At 60.8% G+C, this 12,684-nt stretch carries 9 protein-coding genes and 1 pseudogene; all 10 read right to left on the bottom strand.

The window, feature by feature from the left end; translation table 11 throughout:
- Positions 1-378, bottom strand: a pseudogene (locus AC1D2P_RS20740) (hypothetical protein); the annotation flags it as partial.
- Positions 375-1,406, bottom strand: coding sequence for a tetratricopeptide repeat protein (locus AC1D2P_RS20735; RefSeq protein WP_477757419.1), 1,032 nt, complete (start codon positions 1,404-1,406; stop codon positions 375-377). The gene AC1D2P_RS20735 and the pseudogene AC1D2P_RS20740, both read right to left, overlap by 4 nt.
- 11 nt (positions 1,407-1,417) lie before the next feature.
- Entirely contained in the window at positions 1,418-3,469 is a 2,052-nt protein-coding gene (locus AC1D2P_RS20730; protein ID WP_109785752.1) for a type VI secretion system Vgr family protein, read from the bottom strand.
- A gap of 28 nt (positions 3,470-3,497) precedes the next feature.
- On the bottom strand, positions 3,498-4,499 hold the full coding sequence (locus AC1D2P_RS20725; protein WP_177412228.1) for a serine/threonine-protein kinase: 1,002 nt from the start codon (positions 4,497-4,499) through the stop codon (positions 3,498-3,500).
- Complete coding sequence (locus tag AC1D2P_RS20720) at positions 4,496-5,224, bottom strand: PP2C family protein-serine/threonine phosphatase (RefSeq protein WP_109785753.1); 729 nt, start codon at positions 5,222-5,224, stop codon at positions 4,496-4,498. Before AC1D2P_RS20720 ends, AC1D2P_RS20725 begins: the two co-directional genes overlap by 4 nt.
- Positions 5,224-8,748, bottom strand: a complete 3,525-nt coding sequence (gene tssM / locus AC1D2P_RS20715) for a type VI secretion system membrane subunit TssM (RefSeq protein ID WP_109785754.1) — start codon at positions 8,746-8,748, stop codon at positions 5,224-5,226. Before tssM ends, AC1D2P_RS20720 begins: the two co-directional genes overlap by 1 nt.
- A gap of 13 nt (positions 8,749-8,761) precedes the next feature.
- Positions 8,762-9,637 carry a type IVB secretion system protein IcmH/DotU gene (gene icmH / locus AC1D2P_RS20710; RefSeq protein WP_109785755.1) on the bottom strand — a complete coding sequence of 292 codons (876 nt, stop codon included), beginning with the start codon at positions 9,635-9,637 and terminating at the stop codon, positions 8,762-8,764.
- A 5-nt stretch (positions 9,638-9,642) separates the two neighbouring features.
- The gene (gene tssK / locus AC1D2P_RS20705; protein ID WP_046030714.1) at positions 9,643-10,974 is read right to left on the bottom strand and encodes a type VI secretion system baseplate subunit TssK; all 1,332 of its coding nucleotides are present in this window, start codon (positions 10,972-10,974) and stop codon (positions 9,643-9,645) included.
- 2 nt (positions 10,975-10,976) lie between these two features.
- Complete coding sequence (tssJ, locus tag AC1D2P_RS20700; protein WP_109785756.1) at positions 10,977-11,477, bottom strand: type VI secretion system lipoprotein TssJ; 501 nt, start codon at positions 11,475-11,477, stop codon at positions 10,977-10,979.
- A gap of 5 nt (positions 11,478-11,482) precedes the next feature.
- Positions 11,483-12,679 carry a type VI secretion system-associated FHA domain protein TagH gene (gene tagH / locus AC1D2P_RS20695; RefSeq protein WP_109785757.1) on the bottom strand — a complete coding sequence of 399 codons (1,197 nt, stop codon included), beginning with the start codon at positions 12,677-12,679 and terminating at the stop codon, positions 11,483-11,485.
- Positions 12,680-12,684 lie beyond the last annotated feature (5 nt).

Raw genomic sequence — 12,684 nt, 5'->3', positions numbered from 1 at the left:
GTAACCGCTATGGTTCCCGTACTTAGCGGATTTCGGCCCAGAAGAAGATTGCGAGCCGAAAAAAWTCCCCGCGTTACGTACTGAGTTGATGTCCTCGACTACCCCCGTATGCCCATGAAAATTGATCCACAGGGCAATATCACCAGGCTGAACATTCGCGAGCGAAACGACGTCAAAATGGGTTACGTCAACATTCAGCTGTCCCGTTGTCAGGTATGGAATTGAATATCCAGCATCCTTCAGCATCCGGTACAACAGACCTGAACAGTCGATTTCCTTTCGACCGTCGCCGTCGGCATCGGCGTAACCTTTCGCTGGACCGTATTCATATTGGGTATGCGGGTAGTTAGCCCGCTGTTCGAGTAGTCCGGTACTCATCGGAAGCTCCCTGCTTTAACACATTGAATTGAGTTATCAGCGACGACGCCTTGGGCCGCCAAGTGGTCAACACCTCGCGTACCGGACTCAGGATCCGTTTTCTGAACCTGCTGGTAACACGCCATTGCTCGGGGCAGATCAGCAGGGACAACGGTGCCGGCTTCATACACCTCACCCAGTTGGCTCAGTGCATCTACTGAGCCACGGCTCGCGGCATTTTCCAACGCATCCATTGACTGTTGTGGGTTGATACAGACGTGCTTGTCATCGTATTCACCCTCATCGCAGTAAAAATTTGCAAGTGTTACGCCTGCATTGGGAATGCTTTTTGAAGCAGCAACCAAAAGATCCAGAATTTTGGCGTTATCCAAGCGTGGAGCTTGTCCAGAAAGACTAATTCCTGCAGCAGACAATGCAGCCTGCGCCGAACCTTGTTGCGCTCCGGCTAAATAGCTATCCAGCGCTGCGGCGTACAAATAAACACCGGATTCGGGCGAAGCATGATTAGCCAATCGGTCAAACCACACACCTTTTTTCAGCTCTCTCTCACCGGGCAATAGTTTTTCCGTTCGAGCCACACCATCTAATACATTTTCAAGCGACCAATCTTCGACACGGTTCAGAACCCAGCAGTCGTCATGTTTGAAGACGAAAACTTTCAGAAATCCGCCCACCTGGTCACGGACAATCACTTTGTTCGGTAAATCGATATTTATGGTCAGATTCGACTCAGCGGCATTTTCTGGCACAAGTACGCTCAATGCAGCAGCGTCCAGCGCTTTGAGTTTACGTTTGACTACCTTCGGCTTATCACCATCGAAAACTACTCGAATCTCTTGAACGGGAGAGGCGATAAAGACCTTCTGTATCTCAGGCTGGGAGGCGAAAACTTTAACGAACTCTGCAAAGTCGTCGCTCGGACATTGAGCATCAACGGACGACGAGGCAAAGGCACCGGTGTGCATACCTAAGGTCAGCAGTGCGATGGAAGACCACTTCACCAGCCTTACGTGTTTGTTTGTTGTCATCACGAATCTCATCACTCAGAAAACACAAAAAAAGCCTTCGGCTTAACCTTCTCAGGCACCGCATTCCCCAACGCCTGATCCATCAAACTCCCCGCCTTATCCTTATCCGCCGCCCCCGGCAGCACCGGCGGTTTAATCCCGATCCCGGTCCCGCTCCCGGCCGAACCACCCGCATTAATCTTCACCACCGGCCCAACAACCGTCACCCCACCGGCATCCAGCTTGATAAAGCTCCCTCCCCCCAAAATGGTGAGTTCGCTGCCAGCCTCAATAACAATCTTCGCCCCAGCCTTCACATGAATCTCTTTCCCCACGCTGGTCAGCTGCGCAGTCCCCAACTTCACATGCTGGTTCTGCCCAATCGTCAGGTGATCATCCAGCCGCGTTTCAACCTTGCGATCCGCAATCGTGGTGCGATGCTCTTCCGCCTTCAGCTCGGTGTAGGTGTTCTTCACCACGGTGTCGTGGCGTTCGTTGCCGACGCGAATCTTCTGATCATGCTCAATGTTTTCATCCCAATCCCGCTGGGCATGGATGAAGATCTGCTCGGCACCTTTCTTGTCTTCAATCCGCAATTCATTAAACCCACCGCCCCCCGGAGAGCTGAGGGTTTTGAACACGGTGCGGGTTTTATTGGCCGGCAACTCGTAGGGAACCTGGTTTTCCTTGTGGTACAGGCACCCCGTCACCAACGGTTGGTCGGGATCGCCTTCAAGGAACGTCACCAGGACTTCCATGCCGATGCGCGGGATGACGATGGCGCCGTAGCGGTCGCCGGCCCAGCTCGATGAAACGCGCATCCAGCAGCTGGTTTTGTCGTCGGCCAGGCCTTCGCGGTCCCAGTGGAATTGCACTTTGATGCGGCCGTATTGGTCGCAGTGAATTTCTTCGCCTTTGGGGCCGGTGACCATGGCGGTCTGGCTGCCGAGTACGCGGGGTTTTGGGTGTTCCAGCGCGGGGCGGTAGAAGACGTTCCACGGGGTGGCGAGGAAGCGGTTGCGGTAGCCCTGGTGAAAGTCGTCTTTGTTGTCGGTGGTGTCGCTGGTGACCGACTCTTCGAGGACTTGCGGTTGTTTGCCTTCGTGGACGATTTCCGTGAGCAGCCAGAGGTCGTTCCACTCGGTGCGCGGGTGGTCGGACATTTCCAGGAAGTGGCCGCTGATGAGCCGGGTCTGGTCGCCGTGGCCTTCGGCTTGCTGGTAGTCGGCGCGGTGGCGTTCGAGGGCGCGTTGGCTGAGGAATTTGCCGCGCGCGCGGTCGAGGAAGCGGCCAGGGTAGTCGTAGTCTTCCAGATCCGGTTCGGTGCTTTCGCCGTCGGGTTTGTACGCCGCTTCGAGTTGCAGGCGTGGTTTTTCGAAGTCGTAGTCGCGGCGGGTGGTGCGGCTGGTACGGGTTTCCAGGCGCAGTTTGAAGCCTTTGATCACCGGTTCGTCAGCGACCATGCCGCTGCCTTGCACATAAGCCGTTGGCTGCCCGAGTTTCGGGAACACGGTCTGGTCGTCGCCGAATACCAGCAGATGACCTTTGGCACTGTGCTGGAAGTGGTAGTGAATGCCTTCCTCTTCGCACAAGCGCTGGACGAAGTGCAGGTCGGTTTCGTCGTACTGCACGCAGTAGTCGCGGTCCGGGCACGGTTGGCTGAGCTGGAAGCGGTAGGCGTTGCCTTTGATGCCGTGCTCTTCGAGGATCAGCGCGATGATTTTCGGCGCGGACATCTGCTGGTAGATGCGCTGGTTGGTGCGGTGATGCAGGTATTGCAGGTGCGGCACCAGGGAGATTTTGTAGCGGGTCAGGCGTTTGCCGGCATCACCTTGGGCGACGCGGTAGATCTGGCCGTGGATGCCGGAGCCCTGCGGGTCGAACGCCAAAAAAGCCTGCTTGTGCAGCAGCTGTTCCAGGTCCAGATCAGGGTTTTCGCTGACCAGTTCGAGGTCGAAGCGATACGGCTGGCTGATGCCTTCGGTGCCGGTGAACGACAGCACTTGCAGGTCGCCCGAATGCACGGCGCCGACGTAGTCTTCAACGGTCAGGCTGAAATGCGTTTCGTTAGACGGGTTGAACATTGCTTGCTCCCTGTTCGGTGGTCATCCGTTACGCCCCAAATCGCAGGCGTTGCAGCAAAGACGAAGTGGCGCCCAGGGCGTCACGCAATTGGGCTGCGGTGATGGTGCGCTTGGCCGCATCGAAAGCCAGCGCCGTTCGCAGGGCTGGCCAGCAGTGTTTGGGCAGGTTGCGCGGCGGGTGCAGCTCGCGTTCGAGCTCGCCGTCGCGGGCCTCGGTCGAGGGCAAGCGGCGGAACGGGTGTTTGCCGCCGGCCAGCTCGTAGAGCACGCAGGCGACGCCGTACACATCGGCGCTCGAGCTCAGCGGCTGGCCTTCGAGCAGTTCCGGGGCGGCGTAGCCGGGGGTCCAGGCGTTGAAGCGCTCACGACTCAGGTGTGGCAGGCCGGGCAGGATGCCTTCCACGGCTTGGCCGAGGCCGAAGTCAAACAAGCGCACGCCTTCTTCGCTGAGCATCACGTTGCTCGGTTTCATGTCGCCGTGCAGCACGCCGCGCGAGTGGGCGTAGGCCAGCGCGTCGAGCAGCGGCAGCGCGATGTCGCGCAGTTCTTTCCACGGCAGGCCCAGGGGCCGCTCGCAGAGTAATTTGTCCAGGGTCAGCCCACGCATGAGTTCCATGGTGATGAAGGCGCGCTGGCAGTCGGTGTCCACGTCAAAGCTGTGTAAACGCAGCACGTTGTCGTGGCGCAGGCGCCGGGTCAGGGCGAACTCGCTGTAGAGCAAGGCGCTGGCGTCCGGCGATTCGGCAAATTCTTCGCTGAGGATTTTCAGCGCGATGTAAGGGTCGGGATCGCCGAACTGTTCGCTCAGTAAATCCCGTGCGCGGTAAACCGCGCCCATACCGCCGGCACCGAGCAGGCGCTCGATGCGGTAACGACCTGCGAGTACGTCCGGCATTTCGCCGAGGCTGGGCTTGGTCGGCGCCAGCGCGGGCTCAGCTTTATTCGGCTTGGCGAACGCGAAATAAGTCAGGTTGCTGACTTCTTCGTCGCTCACCAGCAGGTCGTCGAGCGGCGGCATGAGTTGGGTCATTGGCGGATCACCACGGCAGTCAGGTTGTCCCGCGCCGAGCCACGCAGAGCGCCATCGAACAGACGCTCCAGCGCAACGTGCGGCGCGGTCAGGCTCAGGGCGTTGCCCAAGGCATCGCTGCTCAGCCCGTTGTACAAACCATCGCTGCACAACAGAAACGCATCGCCGGGATAAACCTCGAGTTCGAGCACGTCCAGGGTCAACTGCTCGGCCGCCCCGACCGCACGGGTCAGGGCATGGGCGGCAGGGTGAGCCTTGGCGTCTTCGATGCTCATGTTTTGCTCGTCGATGAGTTGCTGTTGCAGCGAGTGGTCCTTGGACAGTTGATACAAACGCTGGCCGCGCCACAGGTAGCAACGGCTGTCGCCGGCCCAGATGCAGGCCGCGCGATTGCCGCCCACCAGCAGCGCCACCACGGTGCTGCCCATGATGCTGTCGTGGCGCCCGGCGGTGACGGTCAACTCCTGACCCAAGCGGCGGTTCAACCAGTGCAGGCACTGGCGGATGCCTTTGAGGCGTTCGTCGAAATCATCCTGCACCGGCAATTCCGCCAGGCTGGCGACGATCAACTGGCTGGCGATGTCGCCACCCTGATGACCGCCCATGCCGTCCGCGACCACCCACAGCCCCTGCTGTGGACAGTCGAGGAAAGCATCTTCGTTGCGCGCCCGAACCTTGCCGGCGTCGGTACGCGCAGCGCTGCGCCAGGGGATGGCCACCAGCATCAGAGCTGCACCGGCATACGGAAAGTACGCAGCACGCCCATGTCGAACGGGTTCGGCGTGCGTTGGCTGGTCAGCAAGTAGTTGGCGCGCAGGCCACCCACGTCGGCTTTCAATACCAGCACGTCGCGACCACTCAGGTACTCGGTCTGCATCAGGTCGAACAGACGGAACAGCGACCATGGGCCGGTGTTCTTTTCGATACCGATCGGGCGGCCAGCCATTTTGTCGAGGACCAGGCTGGTGCGACCGTCTTCAGCGTCGGTCGGCCATTTGAACGACACCGGCACGATCGGGCCGTGGCGGTATTCGATGGTCTTGTCGCCAAACTTGAACTCGGAGCGGCTGACGGCCGGGTCGAGGGTGTACGGCTCCAGTTTGAACTGCACTTGCGGCTCGGCCGGGTTGATCGAGAAGAAGCTCTGGCGGATCACTTGTGCCGCGGCCATCTGGTCGAGGTAGACCTTGGAGATCGGCAGGCTGTGACCGTCGATGACGCGCAGACGGAAGTTGCCCGGATCACCGCTCACGAACGGGCGCATGTACGTCTCGAAGAAGCGATCGTTGATGCCCTGGGCCTTGAAGAACTCGCGGAAGTCGCTGATCGCCACGTCGCTGGTGCTGTGGGCGCTGAACGGATATCGCTTGTTGATCGCCTTGCCATAGAAGCTGTACAGCTCGCTCTGATAGCGCTGGTTCAGGTACTGGTAGGAATCGTTGAGCACCAGGCGCCAGGTGTCTTCGGCCAGCACGTTGAACCACACGCTGACCGGACGCGGCAAGCGGTTGGAGGCATTGCGCAACGCACTCAACGCATCGCGCTGGCCGCTCATGCGGGTCTTGGCCATTTCGAATGCGGCTTGCTCCGGCGCGCTGGCACGGGCCAGGCTTGCCAGTTGCAGTTGCAGGTCGTTGAGCGCCGCCAATGCAGGGGTCAAATCAGCGGCCGGGCCGTTGTTGTCATCCAGCAGACGGTGCAGCGGTTCGAAGCGACGTTGCAGGGATTTCTTCGCGGTGTCCGGCAGGTTCTTCGCCATGTCCGCGGCTTTGTCCGCCGCAGCCGAGGCCAGTTTGCCGAGCTTGCCGCCCTTCTCCGCGAGTTTTTCGGCCGCCGCAGCAGCGTCATCGGCGCTCTCGGCGATCACTGGAAAACGGGTGTTCTCGCGCACTTCCACCAGCAGTTGCAGCACCGGCGAGTTGGCCGAGGTCAGGCCCGCCAGTTGCTCGGCGCCTTCACTGAAGTCGCTGATTGCGGGCAGTGCCACCTGGCCCACCGCTTCACTCCAGAAATTGGCGTAGTCGCGGAAGTACAGTTGCTCCAGTTCGACCATCAGGCGACGCAAGTCCATGCCGCTGATGCCCGAACCTTCGCCCAGCACCCAGTTGTCACGCAGGATGTCGGTGACCAGCGCAGAACCCTGGACCGAGAAATACTGCTGATAACCCTGYTGGGTGTAGAAGCCCGGGATCACGTAATCGGTGCCGACAAACAGCGAACCTTGCGGGCCGAGGTGTTGGCTGAGACGGTACTCCGGCAGGTTGCGGGCCTGCTCGCGCAGCATCCGGTAAACCACGTTGGCCAGCGATTCGCTGCGCAGGACCTGACGTGCCTGAGCCACCAGTTGATCGTTCAACGGGTAGATAAACGGCTGCTGCAGCAAACGTTCGAAGTGCGTGTTAAGACCGTTCTGCACGGCGGTGTTGCCGGCATAACGCTGGGACCATTCGGTAGCGACCCAATCCTTGAGCCACGGACCGTCGCGACGGTCTTTCATGTTCAGCATCAGGTACGCGCGCAGGCTGTTGAGCAGACGCTCGCGGTCGCGCATGTTGGCGCGGATCTGYCCTTCCAGCAGGGTCGCGACTTTCGGCAGCAGTTGCGCTTCGAGCTCACGCTCGTAGGCGCTCTTGACCACTGGGTTGACGTCTTCGCCTTGGTACAGACCGCCGCGCTCGTGGTAACCCACGTCACCTTTTTTCGGGAAGACCTGAGTCGCCGCGTAGGCCGTGTCGAGCGGCTTGAGCACCGCCATGGAATCATCGCGCGCGGTCAGGGCCGCGCGTTGTTGTGTCCAATTAGTGGCGAGGTTGCGCAGGTTTTCCAGGCGCTCGTAGTTGGCCGAGAAACCACCCGCCCACAGCATGCCGAACAACGCCAAGGCCGCCAGCGCGCCCACATACAGCGCTCGTTGGCCCCAATGGATGCGGCTGCGTTCGCGCTTGTCCAGCCCGGCCAGGTCGGCCTCGGGGAAAATCACCCGGCTGAGCAAATGGTGAATGAAGCGCGAGCGGCCGCTGCGCAAGGTCGGCAGCATACCGGCGTTCATGCCCAGGCTCGCGCCGATGCCGGCGGTGGTCTGGTCCATTTCTTGAGTCAAGTGCGGTGCGCTGGTCAGGTAGAAACCACGCAACTGGCTGACACGCTGGTAGCGGTTGCCGGTGAACGCCATGTCGACGAACAGGCACAGGCGCTCGCCGATTTGCCCCAGTTGATGCGGGAAATCGAGGATGCGGCCACGGCGCTGGGTGTCACGCTCCTGGTGCATGCGCATGATCACTTGGCTGTTGAGGCGACGCAGCAGCTCTTCGAACTCGGTGCGCAGCACGGTCACATCGGTGCCGCTCTGCTCTTTGCGGAAGCTCGTGCCGAGCACCTGATCGCTTTCTTCGCGGGTCAGTTGATCGAAGAACTCGTCGAAACCGAGCAGCTTGTCGGCCTTGCTCAGTACCAGGTAAACCGGCACGTCGACGTGGAGTTTTTGATGCACGTCCTGCAAGCGCGCACGCACCTGGCGGGCCAGGGTCTCGAGGTCTTTCTCGTCCGGGCACAGCAGGGTTTCCACCGGAATGGTCACCAGCACACCGTTCAACGGACGGTTGCGGCGACGCTTGCGCAGCAGGTCGAGCAAGGTACTCCAGGCGCTGCCGTCGACTTCGCCGTCCGCCTGGGTCAGGTAGCGGCCAGCGGTGTCGATCAGCACACCGTGGTCGGCAAAGTACCAGTCGCAATGACGGGTGCCTTGGGTGTCGCGGGTGAGTTTGCGGTCGATCTTGTTGATCGGAAACTCAAGGCCCGAGAAGTCCAGCAGGCTGGTCTTGCCGCTGCCCTGTGGGCCGATCAGCAAGTACCACGGCAAATCACTGCGCCAGCGTTCGCTGCGGCCGCGATACAGGCTCGACGTCTTGAGGGTTTTCAGGGCGTCCTTGAAACGCACCTTCAACTCCTTCTCTTCTTCGTCGATCAGCTCTTCGCGGCGGATGCGATCCTGGCCGTCTTCGGTGTCTTCGACGGCTTTTTTACGCACACCGGCGCGCCAGCTGACGAAGACCATGGTCAGGCCCCAGATCAGGAACAGCACGCTGATGGTCAGCAAGCGCGAGGTCGAACCTTCCCAGAACTTGTAGTCATCCACCGCCAGCAGCGGTCCGACGAACCACACCAGCAGCGCGACAAACAGCACCACCAGCAAGGTCCAGACCCAGGTCTTGCGCAAGAATGCGCCGACTTTCTTGAAAAACTTTTTCATGACACGTCCCTGTTTACGGCTGCGACTGCGGCTGGACCGCGGCCGGATCTAGCGGCTGGAAAGGTTGCAGAACGGTGTCGCGCTGCTCGCCGAGTACCCAGGCGAAACCGGAATACATCACCACCAGGCAGACGAAGGTGAACAGCACCACCATCCACGCCGGCACGATGCGCACCAGGCTGCGGCGCTGGTCGTTCAGGCCTTCCCAGTGCGGCGACAGCTCACGCGGCACGTCGCCACGCAGTTGACGGATCTGCCGGTACAAGGCGTCGCGGATGCCTTCGAGTTCGAGCATGCCGCGTGCTTGCACGCGGTACTTGCCTTCGAAACCGAGGGACAGGCACAGGTACATCAGTTCCAGCATCGGCAGGTGCTTGACCGGGTTTTTCGACAGGCGATCCAGCAGCTGGAAGAACTTCTCGCCGCCGAAGGTTTCGTTGTGGAAGCTGCTGAGCAGGCTCATCTGCGACCACTCGCTTTCGTTGCCCCACGGCGTGGTCACGACGGCTTCGTCGACCACGGTGCACAGCACGTAACGCGCAGCCATTACCTGACTGCTTTCGGCGCCGTTGTGCAGTGCGCGCACTTCAAACAGCTTGAGCCCGGCGGTCAGCCGCTCGTTGAGCGCGTACAGGTCTTCGCGGGTGTCGCTGTGCTTGAGCCGCACCACTTCCGACAACAGCTCGGAAGCGGCGGCCACCAGCGAATTGAGGCTGATGTTGAACGCTTCGGCCGGGCGCAGGCGCGCGGCGTAGATCATGCGTTCTTCCAGTTGTTCGAAGCGCGGTGGCGCGGCGAAGTCGGTCAGCGGACTTTGCGCCGGGCCGTGGCCCTGGCGGTCGAGCAAGACGGTTTTATCGTCCTGATGGTGTTCCATGTCCTTGATCATGTCTGTCAGTTCCTGATGGCCCAGAATTTCAGCTCAAGCTCGGCAAATTCGCCAGACACATGGAACGCGAAGCCGCCGGAGCGCTCCAGTTGTGCCAGGTCTTCGGAACTGAGTTCGAGGATGAAATAGGTTTTGTTGGAGTGGAACGCGATCTGCCGCGGGGCCACCGGCAACGGTTTGACCTTGATACCCGGCAGGGCCAGGTTGACCAGTTGGCGGATGCGCTCCACCGGGCCGACCTTGAGGTGCGCCGGCAAGCGGTGGCGCAGTTCTTCGGAGTCGCAGTTGGCACTGGCCGCCAGCACGAACGAGGCCGAGCCCAGCAACTTGTGGTCGTGCAACGGCGAAACGATGATCCCGTACTGACGCTCTTGCAGGATCAGTTCGATGGCGTGCTGTTCCAGCACCATCGACAGCACCTGACGGATCGCTTCCATCAGTTTGCGAAAGCTCGCGCCCTGATCGCTGTGCTGGTAACGGCTGTCCAGGCGCGGGCGTTTGCTCTCGCTGGAAAACGTCGCCAAATCGCCGAGCATGGTCAGCAGCGTGCGGTACAACTCTTCCGGATGCACCTGCTCAAGTCCCAGGTAGTGACGCAGCAGCAGTTCGGTGCGGTTGATCAGTTGCAGCATCATGAAGTCGCCGACTTCCGCGCCGCCGACCTTGCCGTTGGAGCGAATCCGGTCAGCGATGGTGTCGCCGCGGTGACCGAGCATGCTGATCACTTCCTTCAGGCACGACAGCAGGTAGCCGGACGAATGTGCCTGAATGTAGGTCGGCACGAAATCCGGATCGAGGCTGATCACGCCGTCGGGCGTGGTGTCGAGCACGTCGCAGATTTTCAGCTTCACGTAGGCCTGATCGCTCTGCTGCTCGCCGAGCAACAGTTTGAAATCCGGGCGACCGCAGCGCACCTGGCTGGCGGAATCGTCGCCGGCGTTGGAATCGGCGACTTCGGCTTCGTACGCGGTGTAGCGCGCCAGCACGTCGGATTGCTCCGGGCGGCGCGACTCGATGTGGTTACCGGTGACCAGCGGCAGCGCCAGGTAGATCGGCGTGTTGCCGGTGTTGGGCGGCACGTCCAGCGCCAGCGGTTCGGTGTTGCCGCCGAGTTCAAACAGGCTGCCATCCGGCAGAATCCCCGAGGCCTGGCTGATCACCAGTTTGCCCATGTTGAGGAACTGCAAATCGATGTCCAGGTTGAGGAAGCCCCAGGTGTAACCGCCCAGCAATTGGGTGCGGGTTTTCATCTGGTGGTCGTAGTAGCGATCGTTGTGCTGGAAGTGCTGCGGACGCAGCAGCATGCCTTCCTGCCAAATGACTTTATGGGTATTCATGATCAGTCATCTACCTTGGCGAGCGCTTCGTGGCTGTTGCGGATACCGGCCGAGTCCAGCGTCAGGTCAGCGTCGGTGACTTCCACCGGGGTGATCTGCACGGTGTAGCGCCATTTGGTTTCCGGCAGGTCGCGGTACGCGGCGAGTACGCCGACGTAGCGGCTGCCCTCCTCCACGCTGAGTTTCAGCTCGACGGTTTCGCCCGGACGCAGCTCGAGTTCTTCGCTGGCCACCAGGTCTGGGGCCAGGGATTCCTTGGCGCGTTCATACAAGCTGAAGAAGTCGGCGTTTTCGAAGGTCACCGGGTGCTTGAGCTCGAACAGACGCACAACAATCGGCGACGGACGACCGTTGAGGTCCGGGTTCAACTGATCGCTGGCGGTCAGTTTCAGGTTGAGCTTGGTCACTTTCGAATACGGCGACAGCGACGAGCAACCGGCCAGTAGCACCAGGGCCACGACCGTTGTCAGCGTCTTGAAAAAAGCGGTCGAGCAGCGAGACATGCGCATCATCCTTGGTGGTCGGTGTGTAGGGTGGAAATCAGACGGATCTGTTCTTCGTAGGCCTGGGCAAAGTCGCGGGCCAGCAGGCGTTCGCTCCAGTCATCGTCCTGACGCAGGGCCTGGTGATAACGGCCGTAGGCTCTCCAGCGACTGCCGGACGTGGCCAGCAGCGGCTTGTTGTCGCGCTCGAAACGCAGGGTCAATTGCTGCGGCGAGAAGTGCTCCAGCGTGCCGCGAACGGCGGCGCGGCTGGCGGTCAGCAAGGCCACTTGATGGGCCTGCAAATCGCGGAACGCGCGGGAGATGGCTTGCTCGGCCGGCAATTGGCCCGGCTTGTTCGGCTGCAACAAAATGCCCAGTGCTTCCCCGGCATCGACGGCGAATTTCAGCGGGTTCTTTTGAGAGCCTTGCACGGTGGTCTGGGCCAGACGCAGTTCGTTTTTCAGTTCGCTGCGGGTGCGCAGGCTCTGCTGCAAACCGCCGACGCTTTGCTTGAGCAGACGTGCCGCGTTCAGCGCCAAGGCTTCGCGGGCGTCGTGGTCGAGGCCTTTGAGGTCCACGCCCAGCGCAGCACCGAAATGCTCCCAGAAGCCTTCGCTCTGACGTTCGACCGGTTTCGGCGCAGGGGCCGGCGCGGGTTCGGCCGGGGCATTGATCAGCTCCGGGACCATCAGGCTTTCCATGTCGATGCGCGCGTAGTCGGCGCGCTGACGGGTGTCCTCGATCGTGGTGCTTGGGGAAATCAGTTCCTCGATTTCGGAGTACACACGCTCCTGCTGTTCGAGGGCGTTCAGCGGGTCCAGATCAAGGAAGGCATCGTCCGGAATAATGCTGCCTGCCGCACGCGGACGCCCGACTTCGCCGTCGAACGTCGCCGGGTCACGCACCAGCCGCGCACGAATCTCGAAGTCACCCAACACGTAGGTACTGCCGTGTTCGATGCGCACCGCTTCGCCTTTGCGCAGGCGTGCACCGCTTTCGCCGTCCTGGACACCGTTGCTGCTGGTGTCGGTGAGGAAAAACGTACCTTCGCGGTAGCTGATGTTCACGTGGTGATTGGACAGGTGCCGCTTGCGGTCCGGGATGATCCAGTCGCAATCCTCGCCACGTCCAATCACGCCACCGGCCTGTTTGAAGGTCTTCTGGCATAAATCGGTGGGCACGAACTGCTTGGTGTTCAGCATTTCGAAAACCAGTTCCATGGTGA

This window comes from Pseudomonas sp. P1_F1_2, assembly GCF_056405815.1.
Note: the sequence above shows the minus strand (reverse complement) of the source record. Positions and strands in the feature narration are given on the sequence as shown.